At 39.3% G+C, this 22,345-nt stretch carries 15 protein-coding genes and 1 other annotated feature; of the genes, 11 read left to right on the top strand and 4 right to left on the bottom strand.

Going from position 1 to position 22,345, the window contains the following annotated elements; translation table 11 throughout:
- Positions 1-50 precede the first annotated feature (50 nt).
- Together ND6B_RS17675 and ND6B_RS17670 are read left to right on the top strand one after the other, a co-directional pair.
- Positions 51-1,270 (top strand): IS3 family transposase gene (locus ND6B_RS17675; protein WP_089368775.1). Its coding sequence is split into 2 segments (ribosomal slippage): positions 51-330 and positions 330-1,270, totalling 1,221 coding nucleotides; the frame shifts between segments, so codons are not numbered across the junction.
- Positions 329-445, top strand: a sequence feature (AL1L pseudoknot). It overlaps the preceding gene by 117 nt.
- Positions 1,271-1,654: 384 nt before the next feature.
- Positions 1,655-3,763 (top strand): TonB-dependent siderophore receptor, encoded by a 2,109-nt coding sequence (locus ND6B_RS17670; protein WP_033102582.1) that lies wholly within the window; start codon positions 1,655-1,657, stop codon positions 3,761-3,763.
- Between the two features lie 41 nt (positions 3,764-3,804).
- Here the strand turns inward: ND6B_RS17670 and ND6B_RS17665 are convergent, their stop codons facing one another.
- Complete coding sequence (locus tag ND6B_RS17665) at positions 3,805-4,185, bottom strand: hypothetical protein (protein ID WP_033102583.1); 381 nt, start codon at positions 4,183-4,185, stop codon at positions 3,805-3,807.
- Positions 4,186-5,058: 873 nt separating this feature from the next.
- On the opposite strand from ND6B_RS17665, the gene ND6B_RS17660 reads away from it, so the two are divergent.
- From ND6B_RS17660 to ND6B_RS17645, 4 genes are all read left to right on the top strand, one after another.
- Complete coding sequence (locus tag ND6B_RS17660; RefSeq protein WP_033102584.1) at positions 5,059-7,125, top strand: catalase; 2,067 nt, start codon at positions 5,059-5,061, stop codon at positions 7,123-7,125.
- Between the two features lie 86 nt (positions 7,126-7,211).
- Positions 7,212-8,195 (top strand): DNA topoisomerase IB, encoded by a 984-nt coding sequence (locus ND6B_RS17655; RefSeq protein WP_033102585.1) that lies wholly within the window; start codon positions 7,212-7,214, stop codon positions 8,193-8,195.
- Between the two features lie 213 nt (positions 8,196-8,408).
- Complete coding sequence (locus tag ND6B_RS17650) at positions 8,409-8,903, top strand: general stress protein (RefSeq protein ID WP_033102586.1); 495 nt, start codon at positions 8,409-8,411, stop codon at positions 8,901-8,903.
- Between the two features lie 118 nt (positions 8,904-9,021).
- A complete protein-coding gene (locus tag ND6B_RS17645; protein WP_033102587.1) occupies positions 9,022-9,615 on the top strand; it encodes an acyl carrier protein phosphodiesterase in 594 nt (197 codons plus the stop codon).
- A gap of 23 nt (positions 9,616-9,638) precedes the next feature.
- Here the strand turns inward: ND6B_RS17645 and ND6B_RS17640 are convergent, their stop codons facing one another.
- Positions 9,639-9,947, bottom strand: coding sequence for a hypothetical protein (locus tag ND6B_RS17640; protein ID WP_010390782.1), 309 nt, complete (start codon positions 9,945-9,947; stop codon positions 9,639-9,641).
- A 173-nt stretch (positions 9,948-10,120) separates the two neighbouring features.
- Here ND6B_RS17640 and ND6B_RS17635 point away from each other — a divergent pair, with 173 nt between their 5' ends.
- Together ND6B_RS17635 and ND6B_RS17630 are read left to right on the top strand one after the other, a co-directional pair.
- Positions 10,121-11,233, top strand: coding sequence for an efflux RND transporter periplasmic adaptor subunit (locus ND6B_RS17635; RefSeq protein WP_033102588.1), 1,113 nt, complete (start codon positions 10,121-10,123; stop codon positions 11,231-11,233).
- 21 nt (positions 11,234-11,254) lie between these two features.
- On the top strand, positions 11,255-14,416 hold the full coding sequence (locus tag ND6B_RS17630; RefSeq protein WP_033102589.1) for an efflux RND transporter permease subunit: 3,162 nt from the start codon (positions 11,255-11,257) through the stop codon (positions 14,414-14,416).
- Positions 14,417-14,481: 65 nt separating this feature from the next.
- Here the strand turns inward: ND6B_RS17630 and ND6B_RS17625 are convergent, their stop codons facing one another.
- A complete protein-coding gene (locus ND6B_RS17625; protein WP_033102590.1) occupies positions 14,482-16,662 on the bottom strand; it encodes a GAF domain-containing hybrid sensor histidine kinase/response regulator in 2,181 nt (726 codons plus the stop codon).
- 236 nt (positions 16,663-16,898) lie between these two features.
- On the bottom strand, positions 16,899-18,593 hold the full coding sequence (locus ND6B_RS17620; RefSeq protein WP_033102591.1) for a GGDEF domain-containing protein: 1,695 nt from the start codon (positions 18,591-18,593) through the stop codon (positions 16,899-16,901).
- A gap of 219 nt (positions 18,594-18,812) precedes the next feature.
- Here ND6B_RS17620 and ND6B_RS17615 point away from each other — a divergent pair, with 219 nt between their 5' ends.
- The 3 genes from ND6B_RS17615 (at position 18,813) to kynU (ending at position 22,312) form a co-directional block, all read left to right on the top strand.
- Entirely contained in the window at positions 18,813-20,114 is a 1,302-nt protein-coding gene (locus ND6B_RS17615) for a metal-dependent hydrolase family protein (RefSeq protein ID WP_024601245.1), read from the top strand.
- Positions 20,115-20,240: 126 nt separating this feature from the next.
- Positions 20,241-21,074 (top strand): alpha/beta hydrolase family protein, encoded by an 834-nt coding sequence (locus tag ND6B_RS17610; RefSeq protein ID WP_033102592.1) that lies wholly within the window; start codon positions 20,241-20,243, stop codon positions 21,072-21,074.
- Positions 21,075-21,076: 2 nt separating this feature from the next.
- Positions 21,077-22,312 carry a kynureninase gene (kynU, locus tag ND6B_RS17605; protein WP_028834390.1) on the top strand — a complete coding sequence of 412 codons (1,236 nt, stop codon included), beginning with the start codon at positions 21,077-21,079 and terminating at the stop codon, positions 22,310-22,312.
- Positions 22,313-22,345 lie beyond the last annotated feature (33 nt).

Raw genomic sequence — 22,345 nt, forward strand, 5'->3', positions numbered from 1 at the left:
TGAATCGCCCCGTGTTTGCCAGAGACTCAATAACTTGAGAAACTGGAACTATGAAAAAATCAAATCGCTATACATCAGAATTTCGTGAACGTGCAATTAGGCTTGTTACCACACAACAGCATGAATACCCTTCTCTTTGGGCTGCGCTAGTATCGATTTCAGATAAACTGGGATGTACCCCAGAAACACTTAGAGCATGGGTCAAGAAATCTCAAGCTCAACCGTCTAAACCCTCTTCTAATACGCAATCAACTGAAGAACGCCTTGCCGTCTTAGAGCGCGAGAATAAAGAGCTCAAGCGAACGAATGATATCCTGAGGCAAGCTGCCGCTTTTTTCGCCCAAGCGGAGCTCGACCGCAAACAGAAGTAATAGTGGATTTTATTGATGCTTGCAGAGAGCATTACGGTGTCGAGTCAATTTGCAAGGAATTGCCGATTGCACCATCAACGTATTATTCTCATAAACAGATACAAAGAGAGCCTGAGCGACTGTCTAACCGCAAAAAGCGTGATGCTGAGCTGATAATACTCATTCGCGAAGTGTGGGAGGATAATATGTCAGTTTATGGTGCAAGAAAAATATGGAAGCAGCTACAGCTTGACGACCATCAAGTCGCCCGCTGTACAGTCGAACGATTGATGCGAGTTATGGGAATTCAAGGTGTTCGTCGGGGTAAAGCACATAAGACAACGATACCTGACGAGCAACAAGATAAGCCACTTGATTTAGTTAATCGTCAATTTACTGCTGAGCAGCCAAATCAACTTTGGGTAGCTGACATCACCTATGTTGCCACATGGAGTGGGTTTGTTTATGTCGCTTTCGTGATAGATGTTTTTTCACGATACATTGTAGGTTGGCGTGTATCAACGACAATGCACACAGAGCTTATTCTTGATGCGTTAGAGCAAGCTATTTGGCATCGTGGCAACCCCGAAGGGTTAATTCACCACAGCGACAGAGGCAGCCAATATTTGTCTATACGATACACTGAGCGACTTGCTGAAGCTGGAATTCAAGCGTCTGTAGGCAGTGTGGGTGACTCTTATGACAATGCATTGGCTGAAACAATAAATGGATTATTTAAAACAGAGATTATTCGCAGAAATGGCCCGTGGAAGAATGTTGATGCTGTTGAATACGCAACGTTAGAGTGGGTCAATTGGTTTAATAATCAACGCTTATTATCTTCAATTGGGTATATTTCACCAGCTCAATATGAAACAGACTACTATGATAATTTAAACGAGTCAGGTAAAGTGGCCTGACTTAAACAAACTGGTCTCCGATGAACTCGGGGCGATTCACGCTCTGCAAACCATATTGCATGAGCCTGTGCTTGTTCGCTGTATGCGCTTGATATTGAAGTGACTAATGCCATGCAGGCGAAAGGTAATATTTTCATTTTTTTCTCTAAATTTTAGGAGGTATTTATTTTTCGATGTTGAATACGTTTAACTCAAAAATAAAAACAACCCCTAATAACTTTGTAAAATTTGTTGCTGTAGGGTAGCTCTTTTTATTCTGCTTGTATATTATTGCAAATAACAATTATTACCATTTGTATTTCGTGCTTGTTTAATCGGCTCTAGTTAAAAATTTTTTTAGTGAAAACTTAACCGATTAAGCTTGTATGATATCTAAGAGATAGAATGAACTTAATAAATCGATACCAAATATCAGCCCTAACAATTGCTATAAGTACCATTTTAGCGCCTTCTGTATACGCAGCTTCAGCATCAGATAACATTGAGAAAATAGCGGTTTCGGGGGTTAGACAAGCTTTTCGTGGCGATGTGCCTTTAAGCGAGCAACCACAAAGTATTGAGTTTATATCAGCAGAAAACCTCGATGACGCAGGAGTGACTACACTCACCGATATATTTGATTTAACGCCGAGTATTTCTGAACAAAATGATTTTGGTGGATTGTGGGAAAGCTTTGCAATACGTGGGTTAGTAGGCGATGAGAATATTCCTTCAGGCTTTTTAATTAATGGTTTTTCATCGGGTCGAAGTTTTAGTGGTACCCGCGATACTAGCAATATTGATTATGTAGAAGTGATGAAAGGGCCTGGCTCAGCTCTTTATGGCCGTTCTGAGCCTGGCGGTACTATTAATATCATCACTAAAAAGCCACAGTTTGAAGAGCAGGGTTCTTTGAAAGTAACAGCCGGTAGCTGGCAAAGTTATCGCGCTGAAGGCGACTACACTAATGCAATTAATGATCAAGTTGCTTTTAGAATAAACGGTGCAATTGAAGACGGTGAGGGTTTTAGAGACTACCACGAAAATAAAAAAACGGTGATCACACCTTCAATTCTTTGGTTAATATCCGACACAACAAAATTAAATTATGAACTAGAGTATGTTGATCAGAGTGTGACGTTTGACCGTGGTATTGTTGCTCTAGATGGGAAGATAGACGCATTACCTATTGAAACGTTTTTAGGTGAGCCAAGCGACAAACCAACAGAGGTTGATGCGATTTCTCATCAACTGACCTTTGAGCATCAAATAGGGCAATGGTCACTTTTAAATGGGCTTAGCTATAGCGATTCTAAATTTATAAGCGAATCGAGTGATGCTGAACTCGCCCCTAGCAGGCAGCTTTATTTTACTGATGGCGAAACCTTAAGTCGGCAACATAACGAGCGTGATTTTCAAACTAAAAACATCTCAGCGCGCACTGAGCTAAGTGGTAGCGTTACTGCTGCTGGGTTTACCCATCACTTATTAATTGGCGCAGATGCCAGCAAGTTTGATTTTGATAAACTCTGGTACAGATACCGCCCTACGCTTGAAGATACGCGCTATGCAATCAATATGTATAACCCCGTGTATGGGCAAACGGCACCCGAAGGCTCACTTTTATTTAACAGCACTGAAGTACAGCACAGTTACGGGGTTTATATTCAAGATCAAATCGACATCACTGAGCAGTGGAAAGTACAAGTAGGCGGTCGTTATGATTGGTTTGATCAGCAAATAGATAATCACATTAATCAAAGTCAGTCTAAAAGCAATCAGAGTACATTTAGCCCACGAGTAGGCTTGGTGTATGCTTACTCAGACGACATACAGTATTACAGCAGTTACTCGGAAGGTTTTAGGCCAAACAGTGGTTACGATATAAATGGTGATGCATTTGAGCCAGAATCGACAACCTCTATTGAGGCGGGTGTTAAATTTAGCACCGATACCCTAAATGGTAGCTTTACAGTATTTAGCGCCGAAAAAAGCAATATGTTGACCACAGATTTGCAAGCAGGCGTGTCGACGGCGTTAGGCGAGGTAACTAGCGAAGGCGTTGAGTTTGATTTACACGGTTATATTACAGAGCGCACCTCATTTGATTTTGCCTATACCTACACCGATGCAAAAACAGCAAACGACACGGTTAATACAGATTGGTGGGTAAAATTACCAAAAGGTAGCCCTTTACTTAATATTCCTAAACACAGTGCAAATGCGCGTATTAAAAGAGAATTAAATGATTTAATCGATTTAAATGCACGCGTTGGTATAGCTGTTCAGTATGAGGGGGAGCGCTTAGGTGAAACCATAGACCCTACGTATTACTTACCTTCGTATACGCTGGTGAATTTGTTCGCAACTTACAACGTTAATGAAGATGTGATGGTACAACTGAACATTAATAACGTGCTTGATAAAGAATATTACTCAAATTCTTACTCTGCAATTTGGACTCAACCCGGTGAGCCAGTTAATTATAAGCTGAGCTTAAAATATAGCTTTTAATTTATCCTTGGGGCAGGCTTAACGATGCTTGCCCCATCACTTTATTCAGGCTGTGCACCTGTTCCAAGTAAAGTGTCAATATAAGCGAGCTCTTCGCTAAAAATACCACTAAAGAATGCAGATTGTTCAATTATTACAGCGTCATTAGGCTGGGCTTTGTAGCTTTGCTGGCACCTGGCAAGTTCACGGGTTAACCAGGAGCACTCATTACTTGCAGTGTTTATAGCTGCTTTTAAAAAAGAGGGCCATTTGATTTTTTGTAAATTAAAGCGATAGAGCATTACAGCGATACAGCCATAGGCTTGTTGTTCTTGTGATGGTGGGTTATCACTCGTTACTACGTCGCTGTTTAACAGTTTACTGTTGAACAGTGCTTGTTGCAGTGCGACCTGTTGTGATTGACTTAAAAAGCTTGTTGTCATAATGCGTGAGTAGCCCTGGTTACAATAGAAAATAGCATTTTGTATTAAAGGCTAAGCAAGGCGTTTTATGACTCATGCAGCACCGAAAAAATGCAACAACAGTGATAACAAAATTGGCCTGACTCTTTACTGAATTATTAAAATACAATTGTAATTGATTGGATAGTTTTGAAGTATATTAGCATCAATATTTTAATATCAATGCAGCGCATAACTGAGTTAGGTAATTGACTAAATAATCACTATTAGATGCGTTTTTAAAGGAATAAAGATGTTTTTATCATTTTTTAAAAATCTTTTATATTGTTTATATAGTAATTTAATCGGTCAAATCTATCACTCATCCGCAGAGACAGATGTTATTGCTTAAGGTGCTTTATCAGTTGAGTTATCAATCTGCGCTAGGTGTTACTGAGAAATAAGAGTTATATACTTTATCAAGGTGTGGGCGTTATGCAGTAAGCCGTTTAAAGAAACTATGCCCAGATAAAGCGAGTAAATTTTTATTACCTAAACTGACATGTACAAAAGCAGAACGCTATTTTAAATAAGAATAAAGCCGAGTAACATTTACGTTCAAACCTTTCTGCGCCCTCAATAAAGACAAAGTCCTCACTAAATCTATCATTGTAAAAATACAGTAATAATGAAAATAAGAATAAGCTGATTGCTTAGTAATTGAATAAAATGATGCTCTGAGGAAAGCTTACATTAGTTGTGTAATTTTTATAGTTTGTATTGGTAAAATATTTTCATTTCTTTCTTAGTTATTGATTTTAAAGCTATTTAGATATGGTCTTTTTTTTGCTTGGTTGTTGTTTTTTAACCCTTTAAAAATATAGAAATCAAAAAATCATTTAAGGAAGAAAAGTTATGGCAGAGTCATTTAAGTACGCAAATAATAAAGGACATGCAGGAGAGCTTCATCAAAAAGCTAATGAAGACCACCCCGTAATGACAACCGCACAAGGTTGCCCTATTAGTGATAATCAAAATTCATTAAAAGCTGGTCAACGCGGACCAGGACTATTGGAAGATCATGTGTTACGAGAAAAGTTGTTTCACTTTGATCACGAGCGAATTCCTGAGCGAGTTGTTCACGCAAGAGGGTATGGAGCACATGGTTACTTTGAAACGTATGATGCTTTAGATGATTTGACCTCTGCTGATATTTTTCAACGTAAAGGTGAAAAAACCCCTGTTTTTGCACGTTTTTCAACAGTGGCGGGTAATCAGGGCTCGCCTGATTTAGCACGTGATGTGCGAGGTTTTGCCGTTAAGTTTTATACGCAGGAAGGTAATTGGGATCTGGTAGGCAATAATATCCCAGTTTTTTTCATTCAAGACGCGATGAAGTTTCCCGACCTTATACATAGCGCAAAAGCAGAACCAGATCGTGGTTTTCCACAAGCGCAAACAGCCCACGATAATTTTTGGGATTTTGTAAGTTTGTCGCCAGAATCCATGCACATGGTTATGTGGGCAATGTCAGATAGAGCTATCCCGCGCTCATTAAGGTTTATGGAAGGGTTTGGCGTTCATACTTTTAAGTTTATTAATGCACAAGGTGAAGAAAAATTTGTTAAGTTCCACTGGAAACCTAAAGGCGGTATGCAGTCAGTGGTTTGGAATGAGGCATTGAAATTAAATGGCGCTGATCCTGATTTTCATCGTCGTGATATGTGGGAATCAATTAATAATGGTGACTATCCGGAATGGGAGCTGGGCATTCAAGTATTTGATCAAAAATTTGCTGAAGAGTTCGAGTTCGATGTTTTTGATGCCACTAAACTGATACCCGAAGAGCAAGTACCAGTTAAAATTATTGGTAAAATGGTGCTCAATCGAGTCGTAGACAACTTCTTCGCAGAAACCGAACAGGTTGCATTTTGCACACAGAATATAGTACCAGGACTTGATTTTACTCCTGATCCTTTATTGCAAGGCCGTAATTTTTCTTACCTAGATACACAAACCAAACGCCTAGGTGGGCCTAATTTCACACAAATTCCTATTAATGCAGCAAAATGCCCGATGAGACATTTTCTTCAAGATGGCCACATGGCAATGCAGAACCCTAAAGGCCGGGTTAATTACGAACCGAATTCATTCAGCGGGGGTGAAAACAACCCGCGAGAGTGCCCTGTACACGGATTCAAAAGCTCAGAATCTGAAACTGACGGTGGTAAATTACGCTATCGCTCAGAAACATTTAGTGATCACTATAGCCAAGCACGACAATTTTATTTAAGTCAAACCGACGTTGAGCAAACGCATATTCAAGACGCTTTAATTTTTGAGTTATCTAAAGTAGAGCATTTACGTATTAGAGAGCGCGTGGTTTCTCATCTGTTAAACATTGATAACAAGCTTGCTGAGAAAGTTGCATTGGGTTTAGGTTTACAAACTATGCCAGATGCGGCAGAAGCGGCGCTTGATACCCGTCAAGATTTACCAGTATCTGATGCGCTAAGCATTTTAAAAAATGCGCCAAATACATTTAAAGGCAGGAAGCTTGGTATATTAGTAAGTGATGGTTTTGATGCTGAAACCTTTAATTTATTAATACAAAGCCTTAAAGAGGAAGGTGCAAGCCATGAAGTTATTGCGGCTCAAGTTGGTGGTGCTAAAAATAGTAAGGGCGAGATTGTTGAGGCCTATCAGGTGATTAACGGCGGACCTTCGGTGCTTTACGACGCAATAGCTCTGCTTACCACTAATGAAGGCGCCAAAAAGCTTGCTGAAATACCGGAGGCGAAAGATTTTGTCAGTGATGCTTATGCACATATGAAGTATATCGGCTTTAGTGATAAAGCAGCTCCTTTAATCGAGGCTACTGGTTTAAATGGACAACTTGATGATGGCTGGTTGGATTTAAATAAAATTTCCGCAAGTGAGTTTGTCTCAAAAATTCGTAACCTTAGGTATTGGAGTCGATAAATCGTATAACAAGGGCTAGTGAGAACTAGCTCTTGTTATTGATGGCACCGTTTTATTTGAGGATTACAAAAATTTAAAGGAATAAAATGAAACTAATTTATGTCGATGATAACTTGCCGGGCATTACTCGAAAGAGGCATGAAAACCAATGGGTTTATTATGATCCTGCAGGAAAGAAAATACATGATAAAGATGAAGTAGAGCGGTTAGACAGCCTCGCTTTTCCCCCCGCATACAAAGATGTATGGTTATGTCCAGAGGAAAATGGGCATATTTTAGCTACTGGCTACGACAGCAAAGGCCGCAAGCAATACTTTTATCATCCCGAGTTTAGGGAGCAGCAAGAGCTTAAAAAGTTTGAAGCATGTGCTTTATTTGGAAATAAACTGCCTTTGTTAAGAGCAAAACTATCGGAATATTTGCGAGGTAATGAGCTTGATTACCAGCGCACAATTGCAGCCGTTGTACGTTTAATGGATCTTGGAGCCCTGCGCGTTGGCTCTAAAAAAAATGCCAAACATAATAATAGTTTTGGTGCTACAACATTGCGTAGCCGGCATGCAAAACTAACGGGTAAAAATATTCGCTTAAAGTATAAAGCAAAATCCGGTAAGCAAAGAGAAGTGAACATAACAGATAAAGTGCTTAGCTCTATCATACAGCAGTTGCAAGATTTGCCTGGGCAGAGCTTATTCCAATATATCGATGAAGGCGAGTATTGTGATATTACCTCCAAAGAGGTGAATGAGTTTATTCAAAGTGTTATGGGCGAGCAGTTTAGTGCAAAACATTTTAGAACATGGCGGGCCAGTGTTTTGGCATTTGAAGTCTTACATAAATCAAACGGCCAGCTTTCGCTTAAAGATATGTTAGATAGCGTTTCAAGTAATTTAGGGAATACCCCAGCAATAGCTCGTAATTCATATATTCATCCAAAGTTGATTGAGCTGTGTAAAGGAGGCAAGGAAGCTCTAAAGGACTTTAATAACTTAGACAAACTACCCCGTAAGACTAAGTACCTGAGTCGCTATGAACGTGGGTTGTTGATGTTTTTAGAAGAACAATGCTAATAACGTTAGTCTCTTTGTAATTCTACTCATATTTCAATCGCTTGAATGATACCTATGTGTGTGAACTTTTTACAACTTCTAGCAACTTTTACTTTAAAGCCTAGAGTTTCACTCTGCTTTTTTATTTATCTAGCTGATTTTAAAGGATTAAAACTTTGGTTTGAATGTTGCTAATTACTAAGCGTACTTTCTTAAACAAATAAAGGAGTTATTATGAGTACTGTTATTACTGGGTTATTCGATAATGCATCACAAGCAACATTAGCAATTTATAGATTAGAAGCTTTAGGTGTAAGTGAGGCGGATATAAGCATTGTCGCTAACGACTCGTATACAAAGGAAGACTTTGCTGTAGATGAAGGGACCAAAGCTACAGAGGGCGGTTTGTTGGGCGCTGCATCTGGTGGCGTGTTAGCGGCAATTATTGGTGGTTTTACCGCTGTTGGAGCAGTCGCTTCGGGTGGTGCCGGTTTATTAGTTGCAGGTCCTTTGGTTTCAGCACTTGCAGCTGGTGGCGCAGGTGCTGCCGTTGGTGGGACTTTAGGCGCAGCAATTGGCGCATTTATTCCAGAACATGAAATTAAGTATTATGAAGACGCAATTGAGAAGGGTTCAATACTCGTCGGTGTTAAATATAACAGCGATAACAAAAATAGTGTTGAAGAAATTCTTGATAATGCTGGTGCAAGCAAGGTTTCAAAAGCGTAATATTTTAGAATGCGCTATCAGTATCTAAAATGTATAAAGGTGGAACTGCGTTCCATCTTTTTACGTGTTTGAATTTAAAACTATCTGAGTTTGGTATATTAATCTATATTGGCAACCAATGAATTACTTAGCCCACCTTTATTTAGCACAGCCTACGGCTGATTCTCATTTTGGCAATTTGCTGGGAGATTTTGGTGGCCAACGACAGGTAACGCATCTACCTACAACTGTAAAAAGTGCGCTAGATAACCATTATTTAGTGGATAAATTTACTGATATACATCCTCTAGTAAAAGAAGCTAAGCAGCTTTTTTCAGCCAAGCGCAGGCGCTTTGCAGGAGTGGCAGTTGATGTGGTGTTTGATCATTTTCTTATTGCGCATTGGCAGCAGTTTAATAACCAATCACTAATTGATTTTAAGCACACCAGTTATGATCTTTTGGACAGGCGTATACCTGTAATGCCACAGAAAATGCAGCGTGTAGTAACCAGTATGACGAAAAACGATTGGTTTAAGGAGTACGAAAGCATTGATGGGGTGGGGCGGGCGCTTGATAATATTGCTAAACGTATTCGCTTTACTAATAATTTTGCAGGTACCGCTGAAGATATAATCCGCCATTATAGTGAGCTAGATGAGCTCTTTTTAGCGTTTTTCCCTGAGCTGATTAAGCACGTTAATGAGTTTAATTTGGAAAGCGCACCAAAGTAGAGTGCGCTTACAAAATAAGTGGTTTAGTCGTCTGGTCCTTTTAGGGTAAATACTAAATGTTTGCGCATATCTTTTAAAATTACGCCTTTTTTGAGCATGGCACCGCTTAAGCGTTTTTGCCACTTTAGTAGCTCTGGCTCTGCGGCTGTAAGTGCTTGTTGGTTTTCAAATTGAAAACACATTAGTAAAGAACCTGGAAATAAATGATATTCCACATCAAACCAGCATTGCAGCATACCTGGGATTTCAGCACGGCCTTGCTCTTCTATTTTGTCAGCAACATTGAGAACGAGAGCTTGTTGTTTTACTTGCACAGCAGATAGTTTTTTCATGTGGAGATCCAATTTAGAGGCTAAAAATACAGCCGGAATATTGCATTATACCCAAGCTTTCAGGGTGATAACAATGTTAGCCATACTTTAAATTAGATGGCTCACTGTGAATATTGATTGTGGTTAGTTTGGTAGTACAACCAGTTTGAATACACTATTTATCAAAGGAAATTATGAATTATATAGCTGTTTGTTTCGTTATTATTTTTATGTTGTCAGGGTGCTCTGAAGAGCAAGTTTCTGAGCAAAAATTAAAACCTGTTTCTGTCATAGAGTTAAATAAAACTAAATCGTTTGATAGTCGTATTTTATCAGGTGTTATCCAACCTGCTAACACAGCCACTTTAATGTTTGAGGTTAGCGGAAAGGTCGAAGACGTTTTTTTTGAAATTGGTGAGGCTTTTGAAAAAGGTGAGCCGTTAGCTAGGCTGGAACAAACAAAGTATTTATTGGCGGTGCAAGAGGGCGAAGGGCAGGTCTCTAATGCGAAGGCTATGCTGCTAAATGTTAAGCAAGATTTTGAGCGCAAAGCATCACTGGTTGATGATGGCGCTGTGTCACGCGCGCAATACGATGTAGCAAAGTCGCAATATGAGAGTGCCAAAGATAAAGTCGAGATTGCTAAAGTTCGACTAGCGATGGCAAAAGAAGAGTTACAAGATACCACGCTAATTGCGCCCTATGCAGGGAATATTTCAAAACGTAATATTGAACCTTCACAACAGGTAAGCCCAAATACGTCTGCATTTATAATTCAAGGTAAAGAAAATTTTGAAGTCTCTACCCTTGCCCCTGAAGCGATTCTCTCCTCATTAGCTATTGATAAGCCTGCTAAAGTGACTATTTCAGCGTTAGATAAAACGTTGAATGCCAAAATTAAAGAAATTGGCACAGCTGCTCAAGGCGCGAATGCGTTTCCTGTTATTTTAAAGATATCTGAAAATGATGTTGCAGACATTAGAACGGGTATGAGTGCTGAAGTACAATTTAAACAACAGCAGGAAGCCACAGATGCTTTTGTAGTACCTGTAAGTGCCATTATGGCGCAAGAAAATAATCAGCATTTTGTTTTTAAGCTGGTACCTACAGCGCAAGCTGAATCACAACAAGCAGGTTATGTTTTACAAAAAATAACCGTGGACGTAGTAACGTTTTTTGCGCAGAAAGCGCAAATTAAAGGCGATTTAAAAGAAGGGGAGCGAATTGTTAATGCGGGAATGGCTTTTTTACACGATGGGCAAAAAGTGACGCTTATCGAGGGTGAAATCAAGCGCTTTAATCCATAACCCGTGACGGAGATTTAAACGATGAAAATCCCTACTATTTCAGAGCTTGCTCTTGATCATAATCGCTTGATGCTGGCCATCGTCTTTGGCCTTATGCTATTTGGCGCATTTAGTTATTATCAACTACCCAAACAAGAAGATCCTAAAATAAAAATTCGTGAGGCGGTTGTAACAACCGCTTACCCTGGCATGAGCGCAAAAAAAGTAGAGCTGTTGATCACTAAAACACTCGAAGAAGCGATACGTGAAATGCCCAGTATTGCCGAAATTCGCTCAGTATCTATTCCAGGCCGCTCTATTATTCACGCAGAGCTCAAGCAAAGTGTTGAGCAAAGTGAGTTTGATCAGCAGTGGGATATCCTGCGCGACCAAATTAACGCGGTTCGAGGCGAGCTACCCAGTGGTACTTTACCTTATGTAATTAATGATGATTTTGGTGATGTTGCCGTTTTAACGGTGGCACTTATTGCAGATCCCGCTTATAGCATGGGGGATCGCCAAGATGTGGCGCAACATATTGCTGATATGATGCATCAAGTCGAAGGCACAAAAAAAATTGATATTTTGGGTATTCAACAAGAGCGTATTTTTATTGAAACTAAAAACGCTAAGCTCGCTCAATTAGGGATTGCACCCACACAATTGATTGCGGCTTTAAAAAATCAAAATATTATACGTCCCAGTGGCATTATTGATGCCGATGGTGAAAACTTTATTATCCAGCCTTCTGGGAATTATCAAAGCCTAGCTGATATACGCAATACGCTGATCACTGTTCCCAATCAATCACAAACCATCTTATTACGTGATATTGCCAAAATAAGCCGTGAAGTGATCGACCCCCCATCAAGAACAAGTTACTACAATGGCCGTCAAGCCATTATTTTTGCAATCTCTAAGGATGAACAAGCGGATGTGCTGAAGTTCACTCCTAAAATGGAAGCGATGATAGCTCAAATTAATCAAACTATACCTGCGGGCTATCAATTAAAAAATATTACCCGACAAGCTGATGTGGTTGCCGATGCTGTATTTGGTGTGAGCTTTAGTGTGTTACAAACCATTGTTGTTGTCTCTATTGTGGTTATTATGTTTTTAGGTCTACGCACTGGCTTGATTGTGGGTTCGATTGTACCTGCAGCTATTCTAATCACGCTTTCAATTATGAACTTCATGGGTATTCCGCTGGAGCGTATGTCGCTTGCCACGTTAATTATAGCGCTTGGGCTACTGGTTGATGATGGCATAATAATGGCTGAAGATTTTAAAAAGCGTATAGAAGAGGGCGAAACGCGTGACGAAGCTATTCGTAATACCTCGGGTACGCTTGCGATACCCTCTTTAACCTCATCGTTGACTACTATTCTTGTGTTTTTGCCATTGATGTTGGCGCAAAGTAGTGCGGGTGAATATACACGCTCTATTTCGCTGGTGGTGTTAATTGCATTGCTTATTTCATGGGCGTTGAGCCTAACCTTTACTACTTACTTGTGTCATCGCTTTGTGAAAAAGGAAACGAGGCAAAAGCAAAATATTATTCGCCGTAAAATTAATGGATTTTTCGATAGCCTTAGTCCGCTTTATGAAAAAGTATTAAGACGAATTATGCGCGCTCGCATAATTTTTGTTGTTGTTATATTAGGGCTGTTTTTTGTTGGTGGTTGGGCTATGAGTTTAGTGCCTGCTAAGTTTTTTCCAGACTCCGACCGCGCGCAAATTTTAGTGTATTTAGATATGCCAGCCGGCACGTCAATGCGTAAAACTGATGCAACGATACAAGCCATTTTAAAAAAATTGGATGATAAAGCGCGTTTTCCGCATATTAAAAAATATGCTGCTTATGGTGGATTTGGCGGGCCACGGTTTGTTTTGTCACTCACACCGATTGATCCTGAGCCTTCAAAAGCATTCTTTATGATTGATGTTGGAGAGCGAAAACTAGCTGAGCCAACAATAAATAGCGTGCGCGACATGTTTGCTCAAGACTTTCCTGAAGTTATGGGGCGCGCTACTAAAATGTTTTTAGGGCCATCAGATTCTTCACTGATAGAGATTCAAATTAAAGGCCCAGATAGTAATTATATTTATTCTATTGGCGAGGAAATTAAAACCTTATTGCGCAATACAGACGGCGCATTCGATATTAAAAGTGATTGGGAAAACCGCATTACTACACTTAAAGTTGAGGTTAACCAGCAAAATGCTCGTCGTGCTGGGGTTAGTTCAAGCGATGTTGCCCAAGCATTAGAAACCTACTTTTCGGGACGCACAATCTCTGAGTTTCGTGAAGGTGATGACATATTCCCCATTGTGTTAAGGGCACAAAACAGTGAACGTTACGATCTGGACCGTATTAACAGCGTAAATGTTTATTCTTCGGCTCGAGGCGTTAATGTACCTTTAATGCAAGTGGCCGACATTCGATATGAAACGCAATTTGCGCGTATTGCGCGTGAAAATTTATTTCGTACTGTAACAGTACAAGCTAAAAACCAGATTATGTCGGCGCAAAGTATGGTGCCATTAATTGAAGGAAAGCTTGATAAAATAAGAGAAAAATTACCCCCTGGTTATGAAATAGAATATGACGGTGTAATTGGAGACTCTGCGGAATCGCAAGCGTCAATTTTAGCTAACTTACCGCTGTGTATTGCCATTATGGTGTTTATTATTATTGCGCAATTTCGCTCTTACCGTGCAACTAGTATTGTATTTTTGACTGTGCCATTGATCATCATTGGTGCTGCTTTTGGTTTGTTGATTATGCAGGCAAACTTTGGGTTTATGGTTATTTTAGGTCTATATGCGCTTGCCGGAATTATCATTAATAATGCGGTTATATTAATTGACCGTATTAATATTGAACGTAAACAAATTGAGCACAGTGAACAACAAACCGCTGAGCAGTATAATCAGCAAAATTATGAGGCGGTGATCAGCGCTTCTTTAAGACGTTTACGACCTATATTAATGTCTACTTGTACAACAATAATAGGCTTAATGCCGCTCATTTTATCTAAAGATGTTTTGTTTTATGGCCAAGCAAGCACTATTGCGTTTGGTCTTGCAATGGGAACAATTTTAACATTAGGCTTTGTTCCGGTTGTGTATACTTTTTTCTTTAAAATAAAGCCGGTTAAAGCAGATAAACAACAAACCCAGCGTGAGTTAGAGCAGGCTTAATACGAAGGGCTGATAATAGTTTTATCCCTATTTAGTGGTAATTTTAGCCACTAAATAGGGCTGTTTTATTCATGCTTTATTTGTTTAGATAAAAACAAGTTAGTAACGTCTGCGACTTTGATTAACGACTTTTTATCAGCTTGACTCCAAGTTACCTTTGAGCCCACACTTTCACAACAAATGACACCTAACGGTTTGCTATTAAGTGTATAAATGTAATCAAGTAAAGAATAAATATCGAGTGGCTCAAAGTAAGAGTGAGAGAACGGCTTGGTTACTTCGTTATTTCTGGCATCAGAAGCGTCGAGTACTTGGTTAGCTAAAATATAGTTGAAATAAGCAGGGGAGTTTTCTGTGTATAGAACAGTTCCACTTGACACGTCATTATTTTCATCAAGGCAAATTAAGCAATTTAATGTACTGTATTCCTTATTAAATAACCAAAGGCTCACTCGATTAGCATTGGGAATAAGCGCTTTTAACTCTTTGCATATTTGCTTTAGCTTCCGGTCGCTAGAAACATTAGGATCGCTAATTTTTACTGCTAAGTTTTTTAGGTTGAGGTTTTTAGGATTATAAACATTGAGTAAGCTATTGATCTTAGCTTTATCAAACGGTTTAGTTAAGTAGCCATCTATACCAATATCTAAATAATGCTCAATGTCTTGTTTTAGGGTATTTGCTGTCATAGCTATAATCGGAACGGTTTTACCTGTAGGAAGCGCTCTAATAGCTTGCGTAGCTTTTATGCCATCCATTTCAGGCATTTGTATATCCATGAAAATTAAGTCTACCGAGTGCTCCTTGAAGTACTTAACGCATTCTTTACCGTCCTCTGCGATAATTAAATTAGCATTATGTGCTTTGAGCATTTTAACAATAATAAGCTGATTTATTTTATTATCTTCGGCAATTAAAACAGTACTACCTTGAAGGTTTGTTATATCAGTGCACTGCTTCGAGGTTGGTGGCAATAAAGCAATCTCAAAGCTTTGCTCATAGGTAAACGTGGAGCCCTTATCTATTTTGCTGGTAAAGCTAAGGTGCCCCTGCATTAACTCACTTAAACGAGCGCAAATTGATAAGCCTAAACCTGTGCCTCCATATTTCCTTGAGGTTGATGAGTCGGCCTGATGAAATTCTTTAAATAAATGCTCTTGAACAGTCTCATTAACACCAAGGCCTGTATCAATAACTTCAAAAGTGAGTACTTGTGTTTGCAATGTACTATTTTTAACACTTATCTTCAGTTCTACTTGGCCAAAGTTGGTAAATTTAATCGCATTTGAGCACAGGTTATTTAAAATTTGCGAAATTCGAAGAGGATCGCCTTTTAAATTGTCTGCTATTTTTGGGTCTATCGATGTAATCAGCTTTATGCCTTTAGCAGATGCCTGCTGTAACAGGGGTTTTATTACATCGCTAATAACCTCATTAAGACTGAAGTTGATATGTTCAATTTCTAATTTGCCAGCCTCAATTTTAGAAAAGTCTAAAATATCGTTAACAATATTTGATAAGTAATGTGCTGACTTTAATATGCTTTTTAAGGTGCTGTTTTTTTCCTCTGTGGTGGTCTCTGAGATAGCAAACTCAGCTAAATTTAAAATTCCATGTAATGGGGTTCTCAGTTCATGAGTCATATTTGCCAAAAATTTACTCTTTGTGTTATTGGCGATATCCGCGGCTTCTTTTAACTTTTCTAGCTCTTTATTGTGTTCTTTTTGTTTTTCTAACGCCATAAACAGCTTTTTATTATTAAGCCGAAGCTCTAATTGCGCAATGACCTCTTTGCTCAAAACCGTGAGTGCATTTATTTGTTTGCTTGAAAGCTTTTTTGGTTTATCGCTAATAACACATAACGTACCTATAGCGTTTCCTCTTGGTGTGATCAGAGGTGCACCTGCATAAAAGCGAATATTTGGGTCGTTTGTAACTAAGGGATTATCGTGAAAGCGGGTGTCAGTAAGTGCATTTTGAACTTCGAATACTTGGTTTTCTAGAATTGCGTGAGAACAAAACGAAATATCTCGTGCGGTTTCGGCTACATCAATACCATGCTTTGACTTAAACCATTGCCTGTCAGGATCAACAAGACTTATTAGTGAGATTGGCGTTTCGCAAATATCAGATGCAAGCTGGGTTAAATCGTCAAAGGATTTTTCAGCTTCAGTGTCTAAAACGTCATACTCATATAAGTCTTTTAGCCGTGATAGTTCATCCTCAGGTGTTAACGCTTTTATCATTATGTAACCTTGTTTTTGTTATGCTTAACAATGAGTAATAGAATAAAAATAATAACGCATTGGCTAGTATAAAATGAAAAAATACGCGTTTAATGTCAATTTGCTTAAAGTGTATTTTTATTTACGAATTTATCTACTGTTGAAAACTTAAGCTAAATTATTGTGCTTAAGTATTTAGCTTATATGACCTTTTAAATTTTTACGAATTGATTTAAAACAATCCGTCTTATAGCGAGTCAATCAACTATTTTATTTCGACCACTATTTTTTGCCTCGTATAAATAGTCATCAACGTATTTTAAGCTGCTTTGTAGGCTAATTGTGCCATCGTGGGTAAGCAGTCCAATACTGACAGTAAAGCTAATATTTTTATTACGATAGTAAACTTTATGTTCATTCACTGCGTTTTTAATACGCTCAGCGGCTTGCTTAGCTTCGGCTTTGTTTGTGTTAGGCATAATAATTAAAAACTCTTCACCGCCAAGGCGAAATACGGCGTCATTTTTTCTGGTGAGGCCATGTAAAATATTAGCGAGTTCTTTTAAACCCTTATCTCCAGCTTCGTGGCCGTAGTTATCATTTATGGCTTTAAAGTGATCTATATCGAGCATTAATAATGAAATATAGGTATTTTCATCTTGTGTTTTTAATAGCTCATCGGTAAGAAACCTGTATAAGGTTCGCCTATTTAAACATCCTGTAAGTGGGTCTACATTAGCCTGTTTTTCTAACTCTTTGTTAAGTGTAAATAGTTCTTGAGTGCGTGCCTGTATTCGTTGCTCTAAACTGGTATTAAGGGCTATGAGTTTGTGTTCTATGTTTATTTCTTTGCTTACATCGTTTTGCACCGCAAAGTAATAAGCGATTTTTCCATCTCTATAAATCGGCGATATTGCCAACTCATTCCAATAGGGTTCCCCACTTTTGGTGTAGTTTAAAATTCGGGTGCTTATAGGTAGCCCTTTTTTGAGATGAGTTTTAAGTTTAGCTATCGTTTTTAAATCAGTGTTTTCACCTTGTAAAATAGAGCCGAGCTTTTTGCCTTCGACTTCAAAAAGGCTATACCCTGTCATTTTTTCGAATGATCTATTAACCCAAATAACATGCTTATTTTTATCGGCAATGACCATTCCTACCGTAGTTTCTTTGAGTGCGGTAACTAAAAAGTCTCGTTCAAGGGCTATTTTTTCACTTCCTGTTATATCCTGAAAAATGCCGTATAGCTTAGTAATTTCACCATTTTTATTTCTTGATACGTTACCGCTTGATATCACAGTGCGTTCTTGTTGGTCGTCATCTACAACACGTAATTTTATACAACTCCACTCTTGCCCCGTTAAAAGCGCATTTTCGACAGCGCTGGCTATTTTGGACTTATCATCTGCATGATAAAAGTTTATTGCAGTATCTAACTGTGGTGAATAGCGACTAGGGGAAACACCATGGATAGTGTAAATTTCATCGGTCCAAAATAATTGGTTGCTATTACAGTCGAGCTGCCAATAACCTACTTTTAAAACTTCGCCTGCGTTTTCTATGATGGTTTGTAATTCGTTATTACTAATAACAGAGGACACTTGGGCAAAATGCTGGTTAAAAACTAAAACCATATATTGATGTTGGTTTTGATCCACATTATGTAAGCAGCAATTCAGTTTAATAGAGTAATCGGTTGCAAATGTGAGCTCAATATCAAATTGGTCTAACTCATTATGTTGCGATTTTAGTGCGAGAATTTGTTGCTGTAATAGTGTTTTGCTTTCAGTTGTACAACAGGCATACAGGCTTTCAATGGTTGGCATGTTTTTGGTTGTAATATTTAGCTCTGACCACCCATCTGAGAGATAACTGAGCTGATCATGGTTATCAAATACCATTAAAAGAAAGTTGCATTTTTCTAGCAGTGCAATATTTATGTCTTTAATATCCATAAGCTCCCTACATATGAAAAGTATTACAACAATATTGTTGAGTATAGACATCTTTTTTATTTTTTCCGTTTGAAGACAGTGTAAATAGTGAACAGAATTTTTACTAAAAACGTATTTCAGGTTTGTTTTTGTGACTTTCCTGATAAGGTATTGGTTGTTTAACAATATTTTAACGTTACTTCGTTGCTGTTAACGAAAAGCGAATCATTGGAGATTTTCATGAGCATATTTCGATTGAGTGTTATTACCTCGATTTTTTTAGCCGCAAATTTTTGCGCCAGCAATGCACAAGCCAATACTAAAGTGATTCATGCGGGAGAGCTATTAAGCGTCCCTGGCGAAAAATCACAGCAAAAACAAACTGTAGTAATAGAAAATGGCAAAATAGTGTCTGTATCCGCTGGTTTTTTACCGGCCTCTCGATTTGGTGATGATGCCCAATTAATCGATTTATCGACCAGCTTTGTTATGCCAGGGCTTATGGATATGCATGTGCATTTACAAGGTGAGCTTGGGCCAGATAATAAAAAAGAACTGGTTGAAATGTCTGATGCAGATGTAGCAATGCGCAGTGTTCATTTTGCTAATAAAACCCTAATGGCGGGATTTACCACCGTGCGTGATGTAGGTAGTCAAAGCGAGCAAATGTACGCATTACGAAAAGGGGTGGCGAATGGTTGGGTTAATGGTCCGCGTATTATTGCCGGTGCTGGAGTTACTATTACTGGTGGGCATTTAGATGTTGATGGTATGAGTCCTGATTTACTCACCATAAAAACACCACCAACAGTGTGTGATGGCGCAGTTGAGTGCCGTAAAAAAACACGTTATGCAATTAAGTATGGGGCCGATTTAATTAAAGTGGCCTCTACCGGTGGTGTGCTTTCTGATACCACCACGGGGACGGGTCAACAAATGGAAGACGATGAGCTCAAAGCCATTGTAAAAACCGCACATGGGTTAGGGCGAAAAGTAGCAAGCCATGCCCATGCTGCACAAGGTATTAATGCCGCACTTCGTGCAGGGGTTGATAGCATTGAGCACGGAAGTTACACCGATGAAGAGGGCATTAAGCTCTTTAAAGAAACCGGCGCTTACCTTGTACCAACGTTATTAGCTGGCGATACTGTGGTTAATATGGCAAAAAATTCAGATTTTATGTCTGCACCTATTAAGGCTAAAGCAACGAGAGTGGGGGGCGATATGCTCAACAACTTTACTAAGGCTTACAAAGCCGGCGTTAAAATTGCCTTTGGCACGGACAGTGGCGTATCAAAGCACGGTATTAACGCAAAAGAAGCCGTATTGATGTATGAAGCCGGTATGAGTACCTCCGATATTTTAAAGTCGGCAACCGTCAATGCTGCTGATTTAATTGATATGAGCCAGAGCTTAGGCACTATAGAGCCTGGTAAGTTTGCCGATATTATTGCCTTAGATTCCAGCCCACTTAGCGATATTAGCGCTTTAATGGATGTTGATTTTGTGATGAAAGAAGGCGTAATTTTCAAACAACAATAAACACTATATTTATTTTATTATGAATGACGTTATAACGCTGGTAGGCCGTACAACAGAATGTTTGTAGACGATTGACCAGCGTTATTTTGTTATACCGTTTTTGGATAAAAAAGGAAGTAGTTTATTTTGAAGAGCTTAGTGGTTTTATTTTTTAGTGTATGGCCTTTGTTAGCAAATAGTGCCTCGCAGCAACCAGTTCAATTTCCTGATGTTGAAAATGATGTAGCTTATGCAAAAGTGGCTTCATTGGGATTTAACTTAGCCGATGAAAAAATAGCCTACGGCAGTGATGAGTCACAGTACGCATTACTTTGGCGCGCAAAGCAAGCACTGGTGCAAACGCCGTTAGTTATTTTACTCCATGGTGGCTGTTGGCTTAGTGAGTACGATATTAAACACACGTATGCGTTAAGTACGGGGCTTGCACAAGCTGGCTTTAACGTGTGGTCATTAGAGTATCGAAGAAGTGGTACAAGCGGTGGTGGCTGGCCTGTCACATTTAATGATATAAAAGCCGGTATTTTAGCGGCAAGTACTTACAATAATGGCGAGTTTAAATTAGCTGACTCGGTTGCTGTAGGGCACTCTGCTGGTGGACATTTAGCACTGCTTGCAGGTGGTGAAATAAGCCAGCTTAAAGGCGTTATTGGCTTAGCCCCTATTACTGATATAAAAGCATATGCACGTGGTAATAACAGCTGTCAAAAAGTGACAAAAGATTTTATGCAAGGTATGCCAACTGATAAACCTAAGGCTTACACGCAAGCTAACCCGAGTGAGCAGCCACTTCATCCCCAAAGCATTATTTTACAAGGTGACAAAGACGCCATTGTCCCCGCTTTTAATTTAGCGCAGCTTAAACGCCCGGTGGTGATGCTCGAAGGCGTGGGGCATTTTGATTGGATCCACCCAGGAACTGAGGCATTTAGTACACTAATAAAAAATTTAAATGAGATATAAAAATGAATTTTAATGAGATTGTAGCGCTTGATAAAGCCGACCCGCTGGCTAATAAACGCGATGAATTTGATTTACCCGCAGACACTATTTATCTCGATGGTAATTCACTAGGTGCCTTGCCTAAAGCCGTTAAGTCGCGCGTGGCAGAGGTGGTAAATCAACAATGGGGTAGTCACTTAATTAGAAGTTGGAATGATCACCAATGGATTGATTTACCCACTCAGGTAGGAGATAAAATAGCGCCGATTATTGGTGCTGCAAAAGGCCAAGTGATTTGTTGTGACTCTATTTCAGTTAACTTGTTCAAGCTGTTAAGTAGTGCGTTATCGTTAAACCCTGGCCGAAATGTGGTGTTATCCACGCAAGATAACTTTCCAACCGACTTATACATGGTACAAGGGTTAAGTGACTTATTAGGCCCTGACCTATGTCAGCTTAAATTAGTAGCAGAGCAACACATTGAACAAAGCCTTAGCGATTCAGTGGCGGTGCTGCTATTAACGCAGGTAAACTTTAGAACCGGGCAGCTATTAGATATGCAAAAGCTGACCAAGCTTGCCCACGAAAAAGGCATTTTAGTGATATGGGATTTAGCCCACAGCGCGGGTGCTTTACCGGTTGAGCTCGATAACTGTAATGCTGATTTTGCCGTTGGCTGTGGCTATAAATACTTAAACGGTGGCCCGGGCTCGCCTGCATTTTTATATGTGGCAAAACGTCATCAGGCTAGTGTAAAGCAGCCACTATCAGGCTGGATGGGTCATGCTAAACCGTTTGCTTTTAATGCTGAATATCAGGGCGCTGATAATATAAATCAGTATTTATGTGGCACACCCAGTGTGATTGCTATGAGTGCGTTAGATGCCGCCCTTGATGTATGGCAAAACGTAGACATTTCTCAAATAAGAGAAAAGTCGATTGCACTTGCCGAGGTATTTATTAAATTGCTACAAACACATTCATGCTTAAGTGATTTGCGTTTATGCTCTACTGAAAATGCCTGTCAAAGAGGTAGCCAATTGGCGTTTTCACATACAGACGCGTTCGCTATATGCCAAGCGTTAATTGAAAAAGGGGTTATTGCTGATTTTCGTGCGCCCAATATATTACGATTTGGTTTTACACCTCTTTATACCTCATTTGAAGATATATGGAATGCGGTCACGATTTTGGCTGAGGTGGTTAAAACCCAGCTATATACTCAGCCACGTTTTAATTTAGCAGGTAAAGTAACGTAACGTCATGATGAGCCATTATTCAATAATGGCTCA

The organism is Pseudoalteromonas sp. ND6B, from assembly GCF_000764215.1.
Taxonomy (GTDB): domain Bacteria; phylum Pseudomonadota; class Gammaproteobacteria; order Enterobacterales; family Alteromonadaceae; genus Pseudoalteromonas; species Pseudoalteromonas tetraodonis.

What these genes read in the sequence shown, in the direction of transcription:
- ND6B_RS17670 (WP_033102582.1), top strand. Translation starts at nt 1,655, where the DNA reads ATGAACTTAATAAATCGATACCAAATATCAGCCCTAACAATTGCTATA.
- ND6B_RS17665 (WP_033102583.1), bottom strand. Translation starts at nt 4,185, where the DNA reads ATGACAACAAGCTTTTTAAGTCAATCACAACAGGTCGCACTGCAACAA.
- ND6B_RS17660 (WP_033102584.1), top strand. Translation starts at nt 5,059, where the DNA reads ATGGCAGAGTCATTTAAGTACGCAAATAATAAAGGACATGCAGGAGAG.
- ND6B_RS17655 (WP_033102585.1), top strand. Translation starts at nt 7,212, where the DNA reads ATGAAACTAATTTATGTCGATGATAACTTGCCGGGCATTACTCGAAAG.
- ND6B_RS17650 (WP_033102586.1), top strand. Translation starts at nt 8,409, where the DNA reads ATGAGTACTGTTATTACTGGGTTATTCGATAATGCATCACAAGCAACA.
- ND6B_RS17645 (WP_033102587.1), top strand. Translation starts at nt 9,022, where the DNA reads ATGAATTACTTAGCCCACCTTTATTTAGCACAGCCTACGGCTGATTCT.
- ND6B_RS17640 (WP_010390782.1), bottom strand. Translation starts at nt 9,947, where the DNA reads ATGAAAAAACTATCTGCTGTGCAAGTAAAACAACAAGCTCTCGTTCTC.
- ND6B_RS17635 (WP_033102588.1), top strand. Translation starts at nt 10,121, where the DNA reads ATGAATTATATAGCTGTTTGTTTCGTTATTATTTTTATGTTGTCAGGG.
- ND6B_RS17630 (WP_033102589.1), top strand. Translation starts at nt 11,255, where the DNA reads ATGAAAATCCCTACTATTTCAGAGCTTGCTCTTGATCATAATCGCTTG.
- ND6B_RS17625 (WP_033102590.1), bottom strand. Translation starts at nt 16,662, where the DNA reads ATGATAAAAGCGTTAACACCTGAGGATGAACTATCACGGCTAAAAGAC.
- ND6B_RS17620 (WP_033102591.1), bottom strand. Translation starts at nt 18,593, where the DNA reads ATGGATATTAAAGACATAAATATTGCACTGCTAGAAAAATGCAACTTT.
- ND6B_RS17615 (WP_024601245.1), top strand. Translation starts at nt 18,813, where the DNA reads ATGAGCATATTTCGATTGAGTGTTATTACCTCGATTTTTTTAGCCGCA.
- kynU (WP_028834390.1), top strand. Translation starts at nt 21,077, where the DNA reads ATGAATTTTAATGAGATTGTAGCGCTTGATAAAGCCGACCCGCTGGCT.